Raw genomic sequence first — 22,586 nt, forward strand, 5'->3', positions numbered from 1 at the left:
ATGGGCAGGAAACCCACCCATTTTATTATCTTCTATCTTTTAGTGGCCTAGTGGTCACAACCACAATCCCCTTCCCAATGTTTCCGCTTAGTGGTCTTTCCAAGACCTGGATTCATGGTATTTGTTGGGTCGGACTCTTTATAGAACGATTTCAATTGTTCCGGTGCTTTATATAAATGCCCAACGTTGTGCTCTGCTGGGTACTGAGCGCCTCGCGCATCCAGTAATTCCAACATTTTTTGCTTCAGCTCTTTCGGATCTACGCCTTTTTTCAAAACATAATCTTGGTGCATGACGTGGCACATAAAATGTCCGCAATATAATTTATGCACAATCAGATTTTCAATTTCTGGTGGCAATTTTTCAAACCAATCACGGTCATTACGTCTTAGTGCAATATCTAGCGGTAGGACATCTTCCACATCATTATTATGTACGGCATGATAGCGAACGGCAGATCCCGCAGCGGCAAAGCGATGTAAGAATGCTTTTGCACCTTCTTCTGGTGTGCATTCAAAATAGCCGCCATCGGCTGTGGCGAAGAAGGATTTCAACCAAACTTTAGCTTCATCTATACCGTCCCCCGCCATTTTGAGCATTAAATGGTGCTCGTACTGGTCACGGAACTGTTTCATGCGCGGTGGTAGATGAGATGGCCACAGTTTGCTTAGCAGCTGCATGGTGCGGTCAATTAAGTTTGATGGCAGAAATGGTACTTTATTCAGCACCGCATCCATACGCCCTTTAATGGTAAAGAAGGTTGGCATTTTGTCGGTGCCAAATTTATCGATCATTAAGAACGTATCTTTGCCGTAAATTTCGGCAATATCAAAGCAGCCACGGTGCATATATTCACCTGCGACAGGCAAATTTTCAAACTCACTCAAAATATGGCGACGAATGTCTTCTAGGACATCTGGATTGTTTGAACCAATATAGAAAACTTGTGTGGCTTTGTCCGCAGGGAAAGTATCTAAGCGAACAGCGAAAACAGCTAACTTACCCGCACAGCCTGAGGCTTCAAACAAACGACGCTCATCCGCATTAAAGCGCGATGGCGTGTCTGCATCGACATCTCGCACGCGTTCTGCGTAATCATGATCGGATGCCAACTTTTCACTATTTTCGATATCTTCACTGCTATAGCGACGGTTTTGTAGGTTGGTTAAGATCTCTTCTGGAGTTTTCCCCAATTCGATACCTAAATGGTTTACCAGCTCAACCTTGCCATCTTCATTGACGCGTCCATATAGGGCCAACTCCGTATAAGCCGGACCACGACGCACAAGGGAGCCACCAGAACTATTACAGATCCCTCCCACAACGGATGCACCAATACATGAAGAGCCAATTAAGGAGTGCGGTTCACGCCCCAGTGGTTTGAGGATTTTTTCGAGGTCATAGAGCGTACTGCCAGGCATCGCAACCACTTGGTTAAATTCGGGTAGGACTTGAATTTGGTTTAGGCGTAACGTGCTGATAATGACGATATCGCGATCATAATCATAACCGCTTGGGGTTGAGCCTTCAGTGAGCCCCGTGTTTGCCGCTTGCATGATCACAATTTTGTCAGCTTCGACACAGGCTTTAAATACATACCACTGTTCGAGTAACGTGGTTGGGAATACAACGGCAATGGCATCACCCACTCCTGAGCGGAAGCCTTTGCGATAACGTTCTGTTTTATGGGATTCGGTAAGGATATTTTTTTTGCCAACAATGTTCCTGAGTGTGAGTAATAATCGTTGGTTCTCAGGATTTTTTACATCATTCATCTCATGCCTTCCTGTCAGGGTCTTGTCATTAAACCCATCCACAATATCACATAAGATTAATATGTTAAGAAATTATTAATACTCTTTAGAAACAAAAACAGCACCCAAAGGCGCTGTTTTTATTAGTCATCAATTTCAGTTCGCAGTTTAACTATTTTGATGCCAACCTGTATTTGAAGTTATATTTAGGCAGCTATGCTGACATATATTCAAAATAATTCGTGTTGTAGCTAGGCGGCAAGCAAGCTAGACCCTAGGTGCATACATAAGTATGTGACTAGGGCTAGCGCGTGCAGCCAACAACGCTACGACGCGAAGAATGAAGAATATATTTATAGGTCGCTCATCTGCGGCATAGGCCTACGGAACATACGAGTCAGCACCGCCATATACACCAGACCAACCGCCGTCCAAATCAGACCATAAACCATTGAATCTTCTTCGATATTCAGCCACAGCACACAGACTGTTAGCGTACCGATGATCGGTAATATCAAATAGTTCATGATATTTTTGAAGCCTTTAATTCGGCGTTCACGAATAAAGAACTGGCTGATGACTGAAATATTGACGAATGTAAATGCAATCAGCGCACCAAAGTTAATTAATGCTGTTGCAAAATCCATCTCAAACCAGATAGCGCCGAGGGCTAAGAAGCCAACTAATAAGACGTTATAAGCTGGGGTACGCCATGTTGGGCTAACATAGCCGAACACTTTTTCTGGGAATACACCATCACGACCCATTACATACATTAAACGCGCACTACCCGCATGAGCTGCCATACCGGATGCTAATACCGTGACACAGGAGAACACAAGGATAATGGCTTGGAAGAATGACCCCGCCACAAATCGCATAATGTCAGGCTGTGTTTCGTTAATATTCGCAAAACGTGAAACGTCTGGGAAAAATTGCTGTAAGAAGAACGAAACGGTAATAAAAATCACACCACCAATCAGTGCAGTTAAGAAAATTGCACGAGGAATAACTTTACCTGCGTTTGGTGTCTCTTCTGACAGTGAACTTAACCCATCAAAACCTAAGAATGAGAAACAGAGTATGGTTGCCCCAGCTATCAGCGGGATCATCTCAGTTTTTTCATTCGCAAATGGATTGAATGTCCAGATCTCCCCTGTCCCTTCACCATTTGAAACGCCGTGGATCACTAAACCTGTGAATACTGCCATTACCCCCATTTGGATAATCGCAATTACAGTACTTAAGTTTGCAATCACGTTGATACCCCGTAAGTTGGCGGCAGTCATTAAAATAACCAAACCAATAACAAAATACGCAGGTTCAACATTCGGGAAAATATCTTGTAAATAAATTTTCGCCAATAAGATGTTGATCATTGGCATGAAAATGTAGGACAGCAAAGATGTCCAACCCACAAGGAAACCAATATGTGGACTCATTGATTTCTGGGCATAAGTATAGGCTGAACCCGCTGATGGGAAGCGTTTAACCAGCTTACCGTAGCTCAGTGCAGTAAACAGTATCGCAGCAAGTGCAATAATGTATGAAGTCGGGACGTGACCACCAGTCTTATCTGATACCATTCCGAAAGTATCAAAGATAGTCATTGGCTGAATATACGCAATACCAATCATAACAACTTGTACAAGCGTTAATGTCTTCGCAAGTTGAACACGGTTATTGGCGCCAGTTTGGTTGTGGCCGATATCTAAAGGTACGGAATTATTTTGCATGATAAAGCCCCCCCATAACTTTCGATTGCGTACTTCGACTCAATCGACAGTTACTGGGAAGACTTTGCATCTGCCTATAAGCAGAGAAGAAAGAAGAGAAGTGGAAAAGCGTCTGTGCGAAGCCGGTGTTTGCTCCGTAGTCATCAATGCGGCAACGACGACCGCTTGGCCCTGCTGCCAGTGCGAAAAAGTAAGCCATAAAAGCATTCCTCAAAGCTGTAGCATGAAATATTAGCTACACGTAAATATTTATTTATCTATCCGGCCTGATATCCGGCCCCGTTAAAATGAAAGAACCCTAAAAAGCAAAAAAACCGATGCCGGTTTTTATCAGGCATCAGTCATTTTTTAGTCCGCGCATTTTGCACGTCATACCTGTAAATAGCAAGCCAATTTGTTAACAAAACGCCCCCTTTTCGATGAGAAATTCTGATAATTTTAGACTTTCCGTTCTGATAGCTAATATGACATGCTTTTAAGACGATAAATGACACTAAAGCCGATTGATTATCCTTAATAAAATGCTAAACCGGTCGGTCTAATTTCGCGGCACTTTTTTCCAATAACATATCTAAACTTGAGTGCAGTAATTTACTTTTTACGGCTTTGGTTTCTGACTGCAATGGACTACCAACTTTGTTATCCATCGTATAGACCGTTACTTTTCCCTCTTGATGGTTATAAATCAATAAACCATCCACGCCATAATCATATTGGTCTTTAAAATTACCCAGTACCGATTGCATACTGTTTCTCGCCTCAACATCACCATTGACGGCTTTACGGAGTGCTTCGATGGATAATCCCACAGGAACCGAGTAGACATACAACACTTCCACATCAGAATCACCATCATCACTGCCATTACACATAAAGCAGCCGTCTCTTTGAACAGAGGATAGCCTCTCCATTTTGCGCAGTTCGATTAATAATTTTTGTCCATCTTGATACGGTGATTCTGAAATATCGAGAAAAACGAGTCGGTAAGGTCCCGGATCACCCGCAAGGGCATTGGAAATATAGCCTATAAAGAGTAAAAAACTCAGACAACTAGCTCTAAAATAACGGTTAAATTTGGGCATAGTCTATTCCTGCTTGGCTCCATATCGCGGTGAGGAAGATTGACGCAGTTAGAGATAAATAACCATATCTTTATTTCCGAATTACTGATTTTCTTTTTGGATATCTATTTTCTTTTTAAATAATAGTACAAAAAGCCCTTTGGCGATTAACCAAAGGGCTTAGATAAACAAAAACTAATGGTTTAATTAGAAGTTGTAGTTGATGCCGATATTATAACGACGACCTTCTAATTCCGCGCCATAGGTGCCTTGATCTACACGACGGTCCAATACGTTATAAACACCACCAACAATATTGGCATTTTTACTTAGTTTATAGCTCGTACCCAGGTCAAACATTGCATAGGATGGTGTCCCTTTACTCATTTGCTGACCACGACCTTGATAATCTGAAGTTTCACTACGGAAATTCATACGACCCCAAGTTTGTAAATCTTCCGTTGTATCCCAAGTCAAGGTGGTATTTACCATGTGCTTAGGCTGCTTACTCAACGGCTTACCTTTATTTACGCCACTTTTTTGTTCTGTATGCGTATAGGTATAGTTCGCTGCAAATTCGAGGTTATCAAGAATTCCCCAGTTGAAAGTCACTTCAACACCTTGCATTCTTGCTTTGTCAACGTTGGCTTTATCGCTAACAAAACGGTACGGTTTACCTGGGGTATCACCTTCACCATCCGCTAACGTACAGTCTCTGATTGTGTCAATGCTATTGTCACAACGTCTGATTTCCGTAATTTTATCTTTGAAATCAGTATTATAAATAGTAACCCCAGCAGTTAAGTTATCTTGATTATTCCAAATAACACCAATCTCTTCAGTGATACTTTTTTCTGGTTTAAGATCTGGGTTACCGTAAATGACGGCATTTCCTTTACCACCGCCAGTTGCTTGTCCCCAGTTTGCCGACGATTCACGTAAACTTGGTGCTTTATAACCTGTGGATACACCACCTTTAATCGTCCATTGCTCATCTGCATGCCAAACACCGTATAAACGGGGGGTCCAATGAGCACCGTAGTTTTCATCATTATCCATTCGCAGACCACCTGTTAATGCAAAGTCATTTGTCATTAACCATTCATCTTCTGCAAATAATGCCCAGCTATATCTGTCTAACTCACTATTTCCCGGCAGCTTGTTACTTTGATCTTTTAGCTTTTCCTTACGGTACTGACCACCAATACTGACACTGTGATCACCCAGTAAGAAAACACTTTGGTTACGGACGACTAAATCTTCTACCGTCATTTTACGGCCTGGGTTTTTCGCTTCATCGTACTGAACATAAGTGTCCGTCGATGCAAGATCATAAGTACCTGTATGCGTTAAAGCTACATGAGTCATATCGTACTTACTAAATCCGCTACCATCACCATATGCAGCGGTATAACCCTCACGATAGTCACGATGCTGGTTATCTTTTTTAAAGTCTAAATCAAAGGCGTTTTGCTCATTTGGTGTCAGTGATAATGTACCGCCACCACTAGTCATAATTTGGCGACCAAATCCATCAATAATTTTATCTTCACTTCGGTGTGAATATTGACCTTGTAACTTTATTCCTAATAAACCATCAACTAATGGTCCCGAGGTATAGAAGCTACCTTGCCCTGTATTACCTGAATTTTTGCGTTCTGTAATGGTAGTATCTGCTCGTAAACTTGTTGTCCACTCTTGCTGAACACGACGAGTAATAATATTGATAACCCCGCCCATCGCATCAGAGCCGTAAAGAGAGGACATTGGACCGCGAACCACTTCGATGCGTTCAATAGCAGGTAATGGTGGCAACCAGCCTTGTTCAATACCTGATCCATCACTATTTGGTCGGATGCTACGAGTATCCACACGTTTTCCATCGATAAGGATCATAGTGTATTTTGCATCCATCCCTCGGATACTAATATCGGAGCTACTACCGCCACCAGTAACAAGAACACCAGGAACATCCTTCAGGGCATCCGTCACATCGCGATAAGCTTTAGTTTCTAGCTGTTCACGTGTCACAACGGAAATTGATGCTGGCGCATCTTCAATCTTTTGCTGATAGCCTGATGCAGTTGTTACAAAAATTTTATCGCTGCTGTCATCCGCAAAAGCAGGTACCGCAGTGATAGCCGCAATAATACTAACTGCTATTTTTCTTTTAGTAAAAACAACCATTCCCAATTCTCCAAGAGATTTCTTTATCTTAACAATGAATTTTCTATGCTCAGCATGGGTCGTCTAACGCCCCAAAGGTTTATTATTCTTTTGACATGATACTTTCTGAGGTTTACCACTTTCGAAGCTAAATCAATTAAGTAATTAACTCTCATTCGCAGGCGGTAACAATAATGTAAATGGTAATACTTATCAATACCATTATTGAATGATTCATGACTTTCCGTGATGAATTGTGTGACTTAAGTCAAAGGTTAAATCTTTTGAATCAAGATCTGCGGCTGATTATTCATCCGTCGTAGATCCGATTAAAAACGAAGAAAGGTGAGCGCTTGTCAAAGGAAGGCTAAATACAAGCGCAAAAAGACAGTAGATACGGAAGGTTATTGATTAATATTCAGGCTAAATTGTGCGTAACCGCGTTTTGCCGCAGCGTGATACTGTTGGTTTAGTGGTGCAGTCATCTGTTGTGCTATTGCCGTCATTTCAGGGCCTGCGAGTTCAGGGGAACCCGTACGAAACGGCGGGCGAGGATCATACTCAATTGCCAATTCGACAAGGGAGGCAACCTCTTCCCCACACAAGGCTTTGAGCACCAACAGTGAAGCGTCAAATGAACCAGTTGCCGGCCCAGAGGTATAAATCGACCCATCGATGACGACATCGCTGCCCCCTACAGCAATTGCCCCTACGTCTGGTAGCATCGGGACAACATTGCTATTACTTGTTGCCCGTTTACCCCGCAATAACCCTGCCGTTCCTAGCATTAACGAGCCATAGCAAGTACCAATCACCGTTTTTGCGGTATGCCCAACCCGTGCAAAAAACTGAATCACTTCAGGATCTTCAATAACCTCCGGAGGCACCATACCCGTGACTAAAACATCTAAATCATCAGGGCACTCATCGAATGTCATTGTTGGCATAGTTGGCCACCCTGTGTAGCCCTCAAGCAACTCTTTATGCTTCCAGATAAAATAAATTTCAGCACCCACGATAGTAAAAACGGATTGTGCCCCATTAATATCCATTGGCATAAATCCTGGGCAGACAAAAATACCCACTTTAAGTATAGAAGATTGTTGTGCCCTACCCCCTGCAATCAGCGCCTGAATTGACGGAGTCGTTAACCCAGCAGCCGTGCTAATAGCATAATCATATTTATTCATTCTATTACCCTTGGTTATTTAATCGCCATTATTATACTGATCGGTAAGATAATATATGATATACAATGAAGTAAACTATTTTTGTACTGAATGGTAATAAAATGGCACAAAAAGGTAGACCACGAAATTATGATAGCCATGAAGCACTAAATAACATCATGACGTTATTCTGGCGCAAGGGGTATTCCGCGACTTCACTTGAAGATTTGGTTAACGTCACTGCGATGAAAAAGCCGAGTCTCTACGCCGCTTTTGGAAACAAAGCGCGACTGTATGAATTAGCAATGGCACGGTTTGGTGAAATCGCGCAGGCACATTACGCAGCTGCGCTGGCTGAGCAATCGCCAAATGAGTCATTGTTCGCACGACTTAGCCGTTGGCTTCGTGCCACCGTCTCCTTGTATAACGGAGTAGACGGTAAAACGGGCTGTATGGTGCTCTCTACTGCCGTAGCAGAAACCGATGACCCACAGGTACAAGCCTTCCTAAAAGACGTTATCCTTGCACAGGAGGCGATGCTTATCACTTGTATCGAAAAGGAAAAATCGGCCTTACGTGAACCTGAAAATGCGCGATTACTCGTAAAAACACTTATCGCATTACTGCATTCAGTATCGCTACGAGCGAGAGCGGGCGAAACAGAAGAGGAGTTGTCCGCGCTAATTGATGCTGGAGAGATGGTGCTGCGTGCAACGCTAGTTATACCAGAAAACACCCAATCAACGTCATCCCCTTAGAAAACAAAAATGGGTAATGTTGTCAGCAAACTCACTGACCAACATTACCCATTAACATCTTAATTTTAAGAGAAAATTACTTCTCTAAATTCTCTTTATATGACGGGAAGCTCATCTCTTTATAACGGATAATCGAGGTTTTCTTCACGATTTTATATCCGAACCAGATAGCTAAGAATAGAGGAATACCGATATAGGTTGCGGTAACACCTACCCAGTCAATCCTATCTTCTAAGAAAGCTTGATAGTTTTGACCCAGTGTAATCACTAAGCACAGGATAAAGGCGAAAATTGGCCCGATTGGGAAGAAACCAGAGCGGTATGGCAAGTCATTAAGATCTCTACCTTGCGCAATATAGCCTCTTCTGAAGCGGTAATGGCTGATGGCAATCCCTAACCACGCGATAAACCCAGTCATACCTGACGTGTTTAATAACCACAGATATACCGTTTGGTTACCAAACATTGAGCTTAAGAAGCACAGACCTGCCACAACCGTGGTTGCCAGCAATGCATAACGTGGTACGCCACCTTTAGAGAGGCGAGCAAAGATTTTCGGTGCTTTACCTTCACGAGCCAAGGTGTACAGCATACGCGTTGAGGCATACATCCCGGAGTTACCCGCAGAGAGAACCGCAGTTAAGATAACGGCATTCATCACCGCTGCCGCTGATAATAAACCTGCATTCTCAAATACTAATGTAAATGGACTTACGCTAATGTCTTTCACGTCGTTACGCAGTAAGCTTGGATCAGTGTAAGGGATAATTAAGCTAATGATTAAAATCGCGAAGATATAAAACAGCAAAATACGCCAGAACACTTTACGCACCGCACGAGGGATATTTTTCGCTGGATCTTTTGACTCACCCGCCGCAATACCGATTAATTCAGTACCTTGGAATGAAAACCCTACGATCATCGCCACACCAATCATGGCAGAGAAACCACCAGCAAATGGTGCATCACCAATTTCCCAGTTATGCCAACCCGCGTTTTCTGCGCCGTTCATAATGCCGAAAATCATCAGCACGCCAACGACGATAAAAATAACCACCGTGGTCACTTTGATTAGCGAGAACCAATATTCCGCTTCACCGAAGCCTTTAACGGAAATGTAGTTCAGTAAGAAAATGATTGCTAAGAAGATAGCACTCCAGATCCAGCCTGGGGTATCTGGGAACCAGTAGGTCATCACTAATTGTGCCGCTACAAGGTCAACCGCGATAGTCACCGCCCAGTTGTACCAGTAGTTCCAACCTAATGCGAAGCCAAAGCCTTCATCGACATATTTTGCGCCATAAGTCGCAAAGGAGCCAGAGACTGGCATGTACGCAGCTAATTCACCTAAGCTGGTCATTAAGAAATACACCATTAAACCAATAATGGCGTATGAGAGGAGCGCTCCACCCGGTCCAGCTTGTGCTACTGTGGCACCGGATGCCACAAATAAACCGGTTCCGATGGAGCCGCCAATTGCGATCATCGCGAGGTGGCGAGCTTTTAGTTCTCGACGTAATCTTGGTCCGCCGCTCATCGATGTCGTTGTATGTTGTTCTGCCATCTGTTCCCTGTATTTTATTTTCAGTCAATAACGCGGGGGATTCTAACAAACTCAAACGGCAGAACTAAGCAACTCTTTGCTGTTATAAGATACCTTCATAATCCAGCGATAATTATTAGCAAAACACGTTATAGTGAATAAAACGTCAATTACAATAATCCAGCAGATTCGTTATCGCGTTAGAAAGATGCTTCTGACGGTGATAAATCAGGTATAACGTACGCTCAAGTTGTAACTCTTCCACTTCAAGCTCCACCAGCGTGCCATTCTCTAATTGCTCCGCAATCACTCGTCGAGATAAACAGCTGATACCCATCCCAAAACGTACCGCATGTTTAATCGCTTCAGAATTACCTAACTCCATTAAAATATGGAATCCTGGAAGGTGAGCAAAGAGTAGTTGATCTAGTACATCGCGCGTACCAGAACCTCTTTCACGCAAGATCCATGGCGCATCTTTTAACTCTTTTAAAGTCACTTTTTTTTGTGCTAATGGGTTACTTGGCGCGGAAAACACCACTAACTCATCTTTTAACCACGGTTTTGAAATAAGCTCAGGACTGTGGCAAACCCCTTCAATCAGCCCCACATCAGCCCGAAACTCCATCACGCCTTTAATGACTTCCTCAGTATTTCCGATAAATAATTCCAGTGGAATTTCAGGATTATCATGACGGTACCCGGCTAAAATCTCAGGCAACATATAGTTACCGATTGTGGTACTAGCCGCCAAACGAACTGCGCCCATCTCTTTTTTGAACAGTTGCTCGACTTCAAATGCTTGTTCTAATAACGCTAATGCCTTTGGGTAAAGTAGGCGCCCATGTTCGTTAGTGACAAGTCGTTTACCTACACGGTCAAAGAGTTGCACACCTAATTGCCCTTCCAAGTCAGTCAGTGAAGCGCTCACTGCGGACTGCGATAACGCTAATAATTGCGATGCTTGCGTCGTGGAGCCACTTTTTAATACTTCCGTGAAAACTTCAAGCTGCCTCAGTGTAATACGCATACAGAAAGCTCCAAGATGATTATGTAGTTGTAATAATATTGTTAATATTAATCATTTATTAGCAATATACCAGAAGAAACTCGTAATCTATTTTTTAGATAAATAATACAAAAACAATCAATTTAGATTATTACATTTTTTGTTATATGCTTATTCCAACTTAATCTAAGTCGTCATAAAGAGTGTAGTCATGGATAAAACTGGAACCAAAGCAATCACACAAAATAATTCATTCCCTATTCTAAAACTTGTTCCGGGGATCATTTTAGCGGGAATTTTAACAGCCATTGCCATATATCTTGGTGAACAATCATGGTTTATGGATATCGGGCTGGGCGCGCTCACTCTGGCTATTCTTCTTGGTATTTGTGTGGGAAATACCGTTTACCCTGCGATTAGTACAAGTAGCGATGCAGGGATTAAATTCGCTAAGCACTATTTTTTACGTGCCGGTATTATTTTGTATGGCTTTCGCCTGACTTTTCAGCAAATTACCGACGTGGGAGCCACAGGACTGATTATTGATGCACTCACATTAACCTCCACTTTTTTCTTAGCTTATTGGCTTGGTAAAAAAGTATTCAAACTTGATGATGAAACCACCATGTTAATTGGTGCGGGTAGCAGTATTTGTGGTGCAGCTGCCGTAATGGCAACCGAGCCGGTCGTTAAAGCGTCCGCAAGTAAGGTCGCAGTTGCCGTTTCAACCGTGGTGATCTTTGGTACCATTGGTATTTTTGTCTACCCATGGTTATATCAGTTAAATGCGCATTTCGGCTGGATCCCTGCGACTCAAGAAACATTCGGGATTTATATCGGTTCAACCGTACATGAAGTCGCCCAAGTTGTTGCCGCAGGTCATACTATTGGTCCAGATGCAGAAAATGCTTCTGTGATAGCGAAAATGTTACGCGTGATGATGCTGGCGCCGTTTTTAATTATCTTATCTGCATTTATTAGCCGTAAAAATGCGGCCAGCACGCAAGAAGGCGCCCAAAAAAGTAAAATTACGATCCCTTGGTTTGCGGTGATTTTTATCTTAGTCGCCGCGTTTAACTCATTCAACTTATTACCTGAGCAACTGGTTAAACAAATTATTACGTTAGATACCATCCTATTAGCGATGGCGATGGTGGCATTAGGGTTGACAACGCATGTCAGTGCGATTCGACAAGCGGGGATCAAACCTTTATTGATGGCTGCTATCTTGTTCGCTTGGTTAATTTTCGGCGGTATAGTGATTAACGTTGTTATTCAGTCGGTGTTTTAACCCTCATTTTCTACTTGCTAAGTTTGTCTCCTTTTTTGAGCACCTCCGATTGCCGCTTTTTATAAGCGGCATTTTTTTATTGGTTTCATTTCTTTAGTTATTAATGGCATACTCCTGAAAAAAGGAGTCTATCATGAAATATGTTGGAGCACATGTCAGCGCCTCTGGCGGCGTAGACCAAGCAGTGATTCGCGCCCATGAAATTGGAGCCACTGCATTTGCCTTATTTACCAAGAATCAACGTCAATGGAAAGCCGCCCCCCTTAGTGATGAATCAATTAAAAGCTTCAAACAAAACTGCGCTAAATACGGTTATGGGAAGCACCAAATTTTACCCCACGACAGTTATCTCATTAATTTGGGGCATCCTGAATTTGAAGCATTAGAGAAATCTCGCGTCGCTTTTATTGATGAAATGCAGCGTTGTATGCAATTGGGAATTGACCTGCTGAACTTCCATCCCGGCAGCCACCTTAAGCAAATTGAAGTTGATGATTGCCTCGCGCGTATTGCAGAATCGATCAATATCGCCTTAGAAGAAACTGAAGGTGTTATCGCCGTCATTGAAAATACTGCAGGACAAGGGACAAATCTGGGGTTTGATTTTACACATCTAGCTAAAATCATCGAGCGCGTTAAAGATCAAAGCCGTGTCGGTGTTTGTATTGATACGTGCCATGCCTTTGCCGCAGGTTATGACCTGCGCACAGCAGAAGATTGCGAGAAAACATTCCAACAATTTTCTGACATTGTGGGCTTTGAATTCTTAAAAGGTATGCATCTTAATGATGCGAAAAGTGAATTTGCCAGCCGTGTTGACCGCCATCATAGCTTAGGTGAAGGCAATATTGGCTATGCACCATTTAGCTATATTATGAAAGACCCACGTTTTGATGGTATCCCGCTGATTTTAGAGACCATCAATCCCGATATTTGGCCACAAGAGATTGCATGGTTAAAATCGCAACAAAATAGCTAAGACAGCTAATAGACAAAAACCATCGCAAACAAAAAGGCGGCCTTCTATAGCCGCCTTCTCAATGAAATAATCGTACAATATTTACAATGATTTCATCTCAATTTTCGCCATCATATCCGCCAGCTTATTACGATTTTTTAAGCCAACATCAGGCTGAGAAACCGATAACGCAGAAATTGCGGTCGCCATACGGAGTGTATGCTCGCTAGTCTCACCATTTAATAAGCCGTAAGCTAATCCTGCAACCATTGAATCCCCAGCACCTACCGTACTGACAACCTCACATTGAGGCGGTTTTGCAAGCCAAGATCCTGAAGCATTTACCCAAAGAGCACCTTCTTCACCAAGGGAAATGACCACGTGAGAAATGCCTTTATCACGCAGCTCATGTGCCGCCGCAATAACATCTTTTAAATCAGGTAATTTACGCCCTACCCATGTTTCTAACTCTTGACGATTAGGTTTAACTAACCATGGGGATGCTTTCAGACCCGCTTTTAATGCTTCGCGGCTACTATCAAAGATAATACAAGGGCATAATTGACGCAGACGAGTCATCCAACGTGTGAATTCTTCAGGTTCAATCCCATTAGGTAAACTTCCGCTTACCACCACCATGTCAAAATGACCAAGCCAATTAAGGGATTCTGTGGAAAAACGGTTCCAATCTTCTTTACTGACATCAAAACCAGAGAAATTAAAGTCTGTCGATTCACCGTTATTTTCTGTGAGCTTAACATTAATGCGCGTACGACCTGGCACCATGCTAAAGCGGTTTGCCATGCCATTTTCACTAAAGAAGTGTTGGAATTCTTCTTGGTTGTCCTTACCCATAAAGCCGCTAACAGTGATATCAATACCGAGGTCACGCAGGACTTTTCCTACATTAACCCCTTTGCCTCCAGCATTGAGACTAGCGGTTTTAACTAAATTGACTTCACCGACTTCGATGGAAGGGCATAGCCCCACAAGGTCATAAGCAGGATTTAATGTAATTGTAGCAACCCGGCGAGTCATAACCACTTATCTCCCTTATCATTATTGTCTTCGTGCAGACGGTCTTATCACAAGATTTTCAGGGCATAGTTATAACACTAATAACTGTTAGTTTCAGTGATATTTGTATTTTTTCCTGATTGTAATTTGAAAGTAACGTGGCAAAATTCTTTCCTTTATAAAAATAAGAAGAAGGAAAAATAATGTCGGATCCTCAATATGTTGTTGTTGGTGTCGGCGTACTGATTACTAACGCCCAAGGGCAAATTCTCCTAGGTAAACGTAGCAGTCAGCATGCGCCTTACTGGTCTATTTTCGGAGGCCATGTTGACCCAGGAGAATCTTTCGAAGCCTGTGCAATCCGTGAAATAAAAGAAGAGATTGGTATTGATATCGAGACCCCAACCGTATTTGGTATCAGCAATAATATCGAAACCTTCCAACAAGAAGGAAAACATACCGTTTCCATCTGCATGCATGTGGAATATAACGGAGAAAAAGCCCCACAGATCATGGAAGCGGATAAATGCGAAAGCCTGTTGTGGATCTCCCCAACTGACCCATTACCTGAGCCTCATTTTGAAGCTAGCCGTAATACCATTGAGCTATGGCTCAACAAACGCTTTTATCAGCCTCACCACTAAACCCCATGTGCACAAATTTTATCCTATTTGTGCATATAGTAATCACCATTAATTATTTTTTATTTTATTATCTTTTAGATGTTTACATTATTTCAGTCCTAATGTATCGTTCAGCTAGTACAGTGAAACAATCATTCAGGAGTCATCATGGAAGCCGATGTAACAAAACCACCAAAGCGCCCCTCTATTTTAGGCGGTTCAATGATCATAGCCGGTACCGCAGTCGGTGCAGGTATGTTTTCTATTCCAATGGTGACTTCAGGTGTTTGGTTTTCCGGTTCAGTTGTCTTACTGATCTACACATTTATCTGTATGTTATTATCAGGATTAATGATTTTAGAAGCCAATATGAATTACCCTGCAGGTGCTAGTTTTCATACCATGGTAAAAGATTTATTAGGCTCCGGCTGGAATACCATTAATACCCTCTCCATTACGTTTGTATTATATATTTTGACCTATGCCTATATTTCGGCAGGTAGTTCAATTATTACAGAGAACATTTCTCAATATGTTCAAGTTCCACAAGCACTCTCAGGCTTTGTTTTTGCAGTCGTTATCGCGTTTTTTGTTTGGTTATCTACCCGCGCGGTTGATAGGTTAAGTACGATTTTAATTGGTGGGATGGTGATCACGTTCGTCATGTCTATTGGTGGCATGGTCACAACCGCTTCGCCTTTAGTTCTCTTCGACCAATATGAAAATAGCCACAGTGAATATTTACCTTATGCATTAGCTGCATTGCCTTATTTACTGACCTCTTTTGGTTATCATGGTAACGTGCCGGGATTAGTGAAGTACTACAATAAAGATAGCCGTAGTGTCATGTTGAGCTTAGTCTACGGTGCAGGAATTACCGTCACTATCTATATCTTATGGCAGTATGCTATTCAGGGTAATATTCCGCGCTCATCCTTTATTGCGATCAGAGAAAATGGTAACAATATTGGTGCGTTACTGAATCAAATGAATATTTCCGCACAGAGTAGCTTTATTTCACAATTTTTAACGCTGTTCTCTTACATGGCATTAGCTAGCTCGTTTTTAGGCGTATCCCTCGGCTTATTTGATTTTATCGCTGACTTCTTTAAATTTAACGATAGCCATCAAGGGCGATTTAAATCAGTCATTATTACTTTCTTACCGCCAACAGTTTTAGGTTTAGCGTTCCCTGACGGCTTTATTTATGCCATCGGTTTTGCAGGACTTGCAGCCACTATTTGGGCGGTCATTGTCCCTGCCATGATGGCAAGAGCAAGCCGTAAGCGTTTTCCTAATAATAGCTATCGAACACCCGGCGGAAGCTTTGTGATTGGGTTCGTAATCTTATTTGGTTTGATTAACGCAGCAGCCCATATTTTGTCTCTGTTAGGTTTATTGCCTGTTTATTAAGTTATTCAAAGACAATCATTGGTTAAAAAGAGATCCCTAGCGTGAAAACTAGGGATTTTTTTGATGTTAACATCTTGCCTAATCCGTTATCTGCGAGTAATTTTGTCGAACTCTTTTTGACTAATAACAAAGAAGGTTATTTATGGCTAAGGCCAACGAAATCAAACGTGGTTTTGCAATAAACTACAACGGGAAATTACTGCTGGTTAAAGACATTGATATCCAATCCCCAAGCGCTCGTGGCGCAAGTACACTGTATAAAATGCGCTTTACCGATATCAAAACCGGCCAAAAAGTTGAAGAGCGCTTCAAAGGCGATGATATTTTAGACACAATTTCACTCACTCGCCGTGCGGTAAGCTTCTCGTATATTGATGGTGATGAGTATGTGTTCATGGACAATGAAGACTATACCCCATATATCTTTAAAAAATCTGATATTGAAGAAGAGCTACTATTTATTCCTGAAGAAGGTTTACCAGGAATGCAGGTTTTAACAATGGATGGGCAAGTGCTAGCACTTGAATTGCCACAAACTGTCGATATGGTGATTGCTGAAACAACACCAGGTATTAAAGGCGCTTCTGCAAGTGCTCGTACTAAACCTGCAACAATGCCGACTGGCTTAACAGTTCAAGTTCCTGAATATTTAACTACCGGTGAAAAAATCCGTATTCACATTCCTGAACGCCGTTATATGGGGCGTTGTGATTAATTATTTTGCTCTATTTTCTCAGTATGAAAATAAGCTTACATTACCTATGGGCATTCCGCCCATAGGCGTCATTATAAATAAACATCACTCATCCTAGAAACGCATTCCATTTAACATTCAAAAATTAATATAAAAATGACAATTTAGTTATTAGTCATAAATAACCGTGTAAACCCCTATTTTATTTTCCTTATTAATCCATTTGAATGTTTGAGTTCCTTTATGATTTGGAAGTACAGTTCCTTTTTCAGTCAATTTATTAAACTTTACTGACGTCGTTTTAACGGCTCCATCATCATTCCAACATTTTGTATCAATACTCTGTTCAATACTCGTGATAACGCAAGGTGATGCGACAATCGCGCCGACAAAGTGGATAGTACCTGATGCAACGGGTTTTGCTTCGCTATGTGTAGAGGCTTTAGCGTGCATACCGAATGTTAATGCCATTAAAGAAAATACTGCTAATGTTATTTTTTTTACTGAGTGATCCACAAGAATTTCTCCGCTTAAAATTAAGTTATCGTCAATTACTAGAATTTATTTACATCTAATTGATGCGTTGTTTAATAAATTTCGGATATAAGCTTAATTTGAGTAGGGAAATAGTTATTTCACATATGGTCGCCATTTTTTATTTTTAGAAACCCGCAAAGGGAGGCAAGATTTTTAGCGTTTAAAATTTAACTTAGATACAATAAATTTCATTGGAATTGATTTCATTTATACAACAAATCACTTTCTATTTTATTAAAATTAGTCATCTTATCCATCAATCACATTAGATGTTTATTAATTAGAACTGCTATCAACAATTCTCTAATTAAATTCATTTTCTTAGTAAATTTTTAATCTATTTAATTCCTTTCACTTATTAAAAGAGTAAAATTTCGTAGCATCGAATAATGAACATAACTGTTTAGCTCTCTTCATTGGAAGCTTAATGCATAAAAAACACACGATAATGTAGTAAGAATATCCGCAACATATACCTATCTAATACGGACAATTTGTTTTTACATTTAAGTGACAAACAATATAAATTTAAACTTCTTTACAAATCAGATTGAAATTTAAAAAATCACCACTGTTTTTATAAAGATATTAGATAATAAACGTGACTATGATCATGTTTTCTTTGAAAACGGTCTTCCTAAGAGCGCAAAAACACTGGATTATTCGCATTCTGAAGGCAAGTTAATGATGGATCTCTCGTTTTATATAATGTTTTGTAAATTATGCCCCTATTAACTCGCCATTTCAGCTTTGTTTATGTATATTCTTTATGTTTGGTTAAAGAACCTAATATTCATCAGCCAAATATATAAAATAAGTACGATTTTTAGCAGCTTCTGATTATCTTTTTATAATCAACAGGTGTTAGAGCACAAGATAGCTGCTAATTTAGAGCATAATTTGTTCGATACATAAACACTTTCTGCGAAAAATACACTCAGTCGTTTAATGCGTTTTTCACAGGGATCAGTTTAAGTGTGTTGTGTAATTTCCACACGGCAACAAATAAAATGGCAAGGGATATTCTATTAATGTTAACTTCTGAAAAATTTAAGCGCTATATCTGGCGCATTGTTCCGGCAGTCGCAATTGCCGTAACGCTTTCAGCATGTACGGCACCGAAAACGTCGAAGAATGGTCAGACAACCACAAGATCTTCAGATGCTCGTATGTTAAATGCAACATCGAATGACTCACTCGCAATGGCATCTCAAGATGAGTTCGAAGATTTAGTCAGAAGTGTTGATACCAAATCCAAAATCATGGATCAATATGCAAGCTGGAAAGGCGTAAGCTACCGTTTAGGTGGAACCACGAAAAGTGGTGTTGACTGTTCTAGCTTCGTACAACGTACTTTCCTCGAACAATTTGGCGTGCAATTACCACGTACTACCTCTGAACAAGAGTCTTCAGGTAAAAGTGTAAAACGCAATAATTTAAGAGCGGGTGACTTAGTTCTGTTTAAAACAGGTCGCACGATGAAGCATGTAGGGATTTATATCGGGGACAATAAGTTTGTTCACGCCTCTACAAGCAATGGCGTTATTGTTTCTGAAATGACTAACGATTATTGGAGCAAGCGTTATTACGCAAGCCGCCGTGTGGTTAATGGTTCATAGAACCCAGAAACATTAATGCAGTAACATATAGATACCTTGCCAATAAAAAAGCTTCCAGGCTCTAAACCGGAAGCTTTTTTATTGGGCCGAATATCATAAAGACGACCTTAAGATTAAATAGTTTCAATGCCATTAAGCACAATAGAAACCAGAAGCCATTTCTGCGATAGCAACACCGGATGCTTTTAAACGGCACATTGCGGTTAGCTCATCACTCGCTCGGATAAATAAACACATCTCTTTTTGCCATTCTAAAATGGCGTTATCGATCTGCATTTCCGATAACGATTCAGATAAATGCTTCATTGCAATACAATCTGTTGCACAGTCGTGGCTCAGCAATTTTAGCCCCACTAGCTTATCGCTATTCATATCATTCATAGGTACAACTTCAACATCAGTCCCTATTTTTCCCGATAACCAGCGGTAGCTTTGCGGTAGCCTGTGCACCACCGAAAGACCTAATTTTTCCACAAAAATTTCCTATTAAAACATGTCATCATTTTGCCAAGTAAATTGACTAGCCAAATCGCCATTTAATTTACATTTCACTCAATGAATATCGATTCTTTTAGATACTGAAACTCCCCCAAGAGACAACGTCCCTCTTCCTTGTACCTCTCTCTATATTAGAGAGTGAATAGAGCTACATATGTCTTAAAGAAATCCTCGTTCAAACCGAACTTTTAACTCAATCAAAAAGTAACATGAATGTTAAAAGCAAGAACTTAAATATAACATTAAAAAAGTAGCATGTCGTTAAATTTTTGTGACATACATCATTGCATACGAATTTTTTTGACAAAAAAGTTAATTATTAAACAAATTTTGAGAACAACCATCAAAATAAACCATAGTAAATCAATTTATTTTTTACATTATTATTCAAATGTATTAACAATTATCTCTTTTTTAAGCTCATATAGCCTTATTTCGGATTATTAAAAAATGAGTTCCACTTTTCATCGAAAACAGAAATTTAACAAACATTCCATTTAAGTTAATTGATATGGATCATTTTTTGATAAATACTTTAATTTCATTACGAAATTAATCGATTTTATCGAAGTGTTGAGTAGGTTAATCCATAGGTATCATGAATAATATATTGGTGAGATAAATCAGCATGATATAAATAATTGAGGGAAACTAATGAGTTTATCAGCTTCATCCTTGAAACTGATTCTATTGGAGATGTTATTTTGCTCTTTTCGCTAAAAGCACAAATAACATGGAGAGAGCCACACAACCTACCATCGAGCCTACCATCGGCCATGCATTTTTAGCAGGAATCATTGATAACAAAGTCCCCACCAATGCACCAATAGAAAAACGAATTGTGCCGGCAAGTGAAGACACTGTTCCTGCAATATGAGGATAATTATCGAGGATCACTGCCATCGAGTTTGAGGTGATCATTGCAATCCCACTCACATAAATCGCGACGCCGATCACTAATGTCCAGAAATCCATACCCAATGCTGTCGTCGTTAATAACCATATTCCCATAACGAACTGAACAATAATCCCGAAATACAACATTCGCTCAGCGCCAAATTGCCTTACAAATTTGCCGTTAATCGTCGTCATAATAAATAAGAAGACAATATTGATGCCAAAGTAATAGCCAAAATGTTGAGGCGATACTCCGTTAAGGTCGATATAGACAAATGACCCCGCATTCAAGAAAGAAAACATACCGGAAAACGAAAATGAGCTGGCCAAAATATAGAACAACACTTGGCGGGCTCTGAATAACGTCGCAAATTGGCGTAATGTGGTTCCGATATGGAATTTTTGTCGCCTTTCAACGGGTAGTGTTTCTCGGATAAATAAACTGACTAGCACCACAGCGATAACAGCCGCAATTGCAATACTCCAGAAAATGGCATGCCATGAGAACCAGCGCATCATTTCGCCGCCCATGATAGGTGCCATCAACGGTGCAATTGTCATCACCAATACGACGAAAGACATGCTTCTGGAGAACTCATCTTTAGTAAACATGTCGCGCATTAATGCGTTGATCACGACGCTGGCTGCGGCTGCCGCAAATCCATGAAGGAAACGCAACCAGATAAATGTATCGATCGATTCCGCAACTGCACAAGCCGCCGAGGCTAATGCAAAGACAATCACCCCACCTAAAATTACGGGTTTACGTCCTAGACTGTCCGCCATCGGACCATAAAAAAGCTGACCAATTGCAAAACCAAAAATGTAGCTGTTTAGGGTCATCTGAATGCGCCCTTCATCTACATTAAAGTAACCTGTCATTGCAGGGAAACTCGGTAAATACATATCAATCGCTAATGGCATTAGCATTGATAGCAAACCTAAAATTAAAATCAGCCCCAAATAGGATGAACGCTGTTGTTGCACTTATTAACTCCTGCTATGACATCATTAACGGGGAACCGTAATACTCTCAATCTCAGCTTCAGTCAGTGGACGATATTCCCCCGGCTCTAGCTGCTCATCTAAACGAATTTCCCCGACTCGCTCACGATGCAAACCACACACATGATTTCCGACGGCCGCAAACATCCGCTTAACTTGATGATAGCGCCCTTCACTGATTGTCAGCCGGACGTCACGTGGAGAAATAATCTCCAATTGAGCAGGTTTCGTAAGTGATTTCTCACCATTTAACATGACGCCTTGTTCAAATTGAATAGCGACATCGTCGGTAATATCTTCACTCAGTTGAACTCGGTAGGTTTTCTCACAATGATGTTTTGGCGAGGTAATGCGGTGAGACCATTGCCCGTCATCTGTTAATAACACTAACCCTGTCGTATCAATATCCAAGCGACCTGCTGCATGCAGTTTTTGGGCGACGGGCTCATCAATAAAATAGAGAATTGTTGGGTGCGTTGGGTCATCAGTAGAGCAAACATAGCCTTCAGGCTTATTGAGCATAAAATAGCGAGGTCCTGTGACTTGCACTAACACATTGCCATCATAGGCAACTTCATTATCAAGACCCACCTGCATTGAACCTGATTTTACAACTTCATCGTCAACCATGACATTACCGGCACGTAGCTCACGCGCCACCAAACTCCGGCTTATCCCAAGTTGCTGGGACAAAAATTTATCCAGTCGCATAGATTCTCTTAACTTGATGGAATGTCAGCGAGAGGTACAATAGCACCGCGCTGTCATAAGATAGAAAGATGGATTGCTGTGATTACTATCACATAATTTATTATACCAATAACCTGTGACAAGTGAT

The 22,586-nt window shown here is 41.1% G+C and carries 19 protein-coding genes; 7 read left to right on the forward strand and 12 right to left on the reverse strand.

All coding sequences use genetic code 11. The annotated features are described in order from the left end of the window. Nucleotides 1-47: 47 nt before the first annotated feature. The 5 genes from dld to M5X66_RS10105 form a co-directional block, all read right to left on the reverse strand. Nucleotides 48-1,775, reverse strand: a complete 1,728-nt coding sequence (gene dld / locus M5X66_RS10080; RefSeq protein ID WP_036953044.1) for a D-lactate dehydrogenase — start codon at nt 1,773-1,775, stop codon at nt 48-50. Between the two features lie 332 nt (nt 1,776-2,107). Continuing rightward, nucleotides 2,108-3,490: an APC family permease gene (locus M5X66_RS10085; RefSeq protein WP_036953041.1), complete on the reverse strand. Its 1,383-nt coding sequence runs from the start codon at nt 3,488-3,490 to the stop codon at nt 2,108-2,110. 524 nt (nt 3,491-4,014) lie between these two features. After that, the gene (locus M5X66_RS10095; protein WP_036953038.1) at nt 4,015-4,572 is read right to left on the reverse strand and encodes a hypothetical protein; all 558 of its coding nucleotides are present in this window, start codon (nt 4,570-4,572) and stop codon (nt 4,015-4,017) included. A gap of 186 nt (nt 4,573-4,758) precedes the next feature. After that, nucleotides 4,759-6,738 (reverse strand): ligand-gated channel protein, encoded by a 1,980-nt coding sequence (locus tag M5X66_RS10100; RefSeq protein ID WP_154599453.1) that lies wholly within the window; start codon nt 6,736-6,738, stop codon nt 4,759-4,761. A 383-nt stretch (nt 6,739-7,121) separates the two neighbouring features. After that, on the reverse strand, nt 7,122-7,907 hold the full coding sequence (locus M5X66_RS10105; protein ID WP_270103496.1) for a DJ-1/PfpI family protein: 786 nt from the start codon (nt 7,905-7,907) through the stop codon (nt 7,122-7,124). Nucleotides 7,908-8,008: 101 nt separating this feature from the next. On the opposite strand from M5X66_RS10105, the gene M5X66_RS10110 reads away from it, so the two are divergent. Beyond that, a complete protein-coding gene (locus tag M5X66_RS10110) occupies nt 8,009-8,644 on the forward strand; it encodes a TetR/AcrR family transcriptional regulator (RefSeq protein ID WP_270103497.1) in 636 nt (211 codons plus the stop codon). Between the two features lie 76 nt (nt 8,645-8,720). Here the strand turns inward: M5X66_RS10110 and M5X66_RS10115 are convergent, their stop codons facing one another. Both M5X66_RS10115 and yieE read right to left on the reverse strand, forming a co-directional pair. Then, nucleotides 8,721-10,208, reverse strand: a complete 1,488-nt coding sequence (locus tag M5X66_RS10115) for an amino acid permease (protein ID WP_270103498.1) — start codon at nt 10,206-10,208, stop codon at nt 8,721-8,723. A gap of 145 nt (nt 10,209-10,353) precedes the next feature. Beyond that, nucleotides 10,354-11,217 carry a DNA-binding transcriptional regulator YeiE gene (yieE, locus tag M5X66_RS10120; RefSeq protein WP_036953026.1) on the reverse strand — a complete coding sequence of 288 codons (864 nt, stop codon included), beginning with the start codon at nt 11,215-11,217 and terminating at the stop codon, nt 10,354-10,356. A 190-nt stretch (nt 11,218-11,407) separates the two neighbouring features. Here yieE and M5X66_RS10125 point away from each other — a divergent pair, with 190 nt between their 5' ends. Together M5X66_RS10125 and nfo are read left to right on the forward strand one after the other, a co-directional pair. Continuing rightward, nucleotides 11,408-12,487 carry a YeiH family protein gene (locus tag M5X66_RS10125; protein ID WP_036953023.1) on the forward strand — a complete coding sequence of 360 codons (1,080 nt, stop codon included), beginning with the start codon at nt 11,408-11,410 and terminating at the stop codon, nt 12,485-12,487. Between the two features lie 133 nt (nt 12,488-12,620). Continuing rightward, nucleotides 12,621-13,466 (forward strand): deoxyribonuclease IV, encoded by an 846-nt coding sequence (nfo, locus tag M5X66_RS10130; RefSeq protein ID WP_036953020.1) that lies wholly within the window; start codon nt 12,621-12,623, stop codon nt 13,464-13,466. Between the two features lie 81 nt (nt 13,467-13,547). On the opposite strand, the gene fruK is transcribed toward nfo, so the two are convergent. Continuing rightward, a complete protein-coding gene (gene fruK, locus M5X66_RS10135; protein ID WP_036953017.1) occupies nt 13,548-14,483 on the reverse strand; it encodes a 1-phosphofructokinase in 936 nt (311 codons plus the stop codon). A 182-nt stretch (nt 14,484-14,665) separates the two neighbouring features. Between fruK and M5X66_RS10140 the strand changes: the two genes are divergently transcribed. From M5X66_RS10140 to yeiP, 3 genes are all read left to right on the forward strand, one after another. Next, nucleotides 14,666-15,106 carry a nucleotide triphosphate diphosphatase NUDT15 gene (locus M5X66_RS10140; RefSeq protein WP_108477944.1) on the forward strand — a complete coding sequence of 147 codons (441 nt, stop codon included), beginning with the start codon at nt 14,666-14,668 and terminating at the stop codon, nt 15,104-15,106. 147 nt (nt 15,107-15,253) lie between these two features. Then, on the forward strand, nt 15,254-16,498 hold the full coding sequence (gene mtr, locus M5X66_RS10145; protein ID WP_108477943.1) for a tryptophan permease: 1,245 nt from the start codon (nt 15,254-15,256) through the stop codon (nt 16,496-16,498). Between the two features lie 142 nt (nt 16,499-16,640). Continuing rightward, on the forward strand, nt 16,641-17,213 hold the full coding sequence (gene yeiP / locus M5X66_RS10150) for an elongation factor P-like protein YeiP (RefSeq protein ID WP_036953010.1): 573 nt from the start codon (nt 16,641-16,643) through the stop codon (nt 17,211-17,213). 150 nt (nt 17,214-17,363) lie between these two features. On the opposite strand, the gene M5X66_RS10155 is transcribed toward yeiP, so the two are convergent. Next, the gene (locus M5X66_RS10155) at nt 17,364-17,708 is read right to left on the reverse strand and encodes a hypothetical protein (protein ID WP_108477942.1); all 345 of its coding nucleotides are present in this window, start codon (nt 17,706-17,708) and stop codon (nt 17,364-17,366) included. 1,052 nt (nt 17,709-18,760) lie between these two features. On the opposite strand from M5X66_RS10155, the gene mepS reads away from it, so the two are divergent. Then, nucleotides 18,761-19,348 carry a bifunctional murein DD-endopeptidase/murein LD-carboxypeptidase gene (gene mepS / locus M5X66_RS10160; protein WP_036953007.1) on the forward strand — a complete coding sequence of 196 codons (588 nt, stop codon included), beginning with the start codon at nt 18,761-18,763 and terminating at the stop codon, nt 19,346-19,348. Nucleotides 19,349-19,480: 132 nt separating this feature from the next. Here mepS and M5X66_RS10165 read toward each other — a convergent pair whose 3' ends face one another. From M5X66_RS10165 to rsuA, 3 genes are all read right to left on the reverse strand, one after another. Next, nucleotides 19,481-19,822: a hypothetical protein gene (locus tag M5X66_RS10165; protein WP_036953005.1), complete on the reverse strand. Its 342-nt coding sequence runs from the start codon at nt 19,820-19,822 to the stop codon at nt 19,481-19,483. 723 nt (nt 19,823-20,545) lie between these two features. Then, the gene (locus M5X66_RS10170) at nt 20,546-21,730 is read right to left on the reverse strand and encodes a Bcr/CflA family multidrug efflux MFS transporter (RefSeq protein WP_036953002.1); all 1,185 of its coding nucleotides are present in this window, start codon (nt 21,728-21,730) and stop codon (nt 20,546-20,548) included. A 24-nt stretch (nt 21,731-21,754) separates the two neighbouring features. After that, on the reverse strand, nt 21,755-22,459 hold the full coding sequence (rsuA, locus tag M5X66_RS10175) for a 16S rRNA pseudouridine(516) synthase RsuA (protein ID WP_036953000.1): 705 nt from the start codon (nt 22,457-22,459) through the stop codon (nt 21,755-21,757). Nucleotides 22,460-22,586 lie beyond the last annotated feature (127 nt).

Source organism: Providencia sp. PROV188, assembly GCF_027595165.1.
Classification (GTDB): Bacteria; Pseudomonadota; Gammaproteobacteria; order Enterobacterales; family Enterobacteriaceae; genus Providencia; species Providencia lanzhouensis.

Coding starts and splice junctions, on each gene's coding strand:
- dld (WP_036953044.1), bottom strand. CDS start 1,775: ATGAATGATGTAAAAAATCCTGAGAACCAACGATTATTACTCACACTC.
- M5X66_RS10085 (WP_036953041.1), bottom strand. CDS start 3,490: ATGCAAAATAATTCCGTACCTTTAGATATCGGCCACAACCAAACTGGC.
- M5X66_RS10095 (WP_036953038.1), bottom strand. CDS start 4,572: ATGCCCAAATTTAACCGTTATTTTAGAGCTAGTTGTCTGAGTTTTTTA.
- M5X66_RS10100 (WP_154599453.1), bottom strand. CDS start 6,738: ATGGTTGTTTTTACTAAAAGAAAAATAGCAGTTAGTATTATTGCGGCT.
- M5X66_RS10105 (WP_270103496.1), bottom strand. CDS start 7,907: ATGAATAAATATGATTATGCTATTAGCACGGCTGCTGGGTTAACGACT.
- M5X66_RS10110 (WP_270103497.1), top strand. CDS start 8,009: ATGGCACAAAAAGGTAGACCACGAAATTATGATAGCCATGAAGCACTA.
- M5X66_RS10115 (WP_270103498.1), bottom strand. CDS start 10,208: ATGGCAGAACAACATACAACGACATCGATGAGCGGCGGACCAAGATTA.
- yieE (WP_036953026.1), bottom strand. CDS start 11,217: ATGCGTATTACACTGAGGCAGCTTGAAGTTTTCACGGAAGTATTAAAA.
- M5X66_RS10125 (WP_036953023.1), top strand. CDS start 11,408: ATGGATAAAACTGGAACCAAAGCAATCACACAAAATAATTCATTCCCT.
- nfo (WP_036953020.1), top strand. CDS start 12,621: ATGAAATATGTTGGAGCACATGTCAGCGCCTCTGGCGGCGTAGACCAA.
- fruK (WP_036953017.1), bottom strand. CDS start 14,483: ATGACTCGCCGGGTTGCTACAATTACATTAAATCCTGCTTATGACCTT.
- M5X66_RS10140 (WP_108477944.1), top strand. CDS start 14,666: ATGTCGGATCCTCAATATGTTGTTGTTGGTGTCGGCGTACTGATTACT.
- mtr (WP_108477943.1), top strand. CDS start 15,254: ATGGAAGCCGATGTAACAAAACCACCAAAGCGCCCCTCTATTTTAGGC.
- yeiP (WP_036953010.1), top strand. CDS start 16,641: ATGGCTAAGGCCAACGAAATCAAACGTGGTTTTGCAATAAACTACAAC.
- mepS (WP_036953007.1), top strand. CDS start 18,761: ATGTTAACTTCTGAAAAATTTAAGCGCTATATCTGGCGCATTGTTCCG.
- rsuA (WP_036953000.1), bottom strand. CDS start 22,459: ATGCGACTGGATAAATTTTTGTCCCAGCAACTTGGGATAAGCCGGAGT.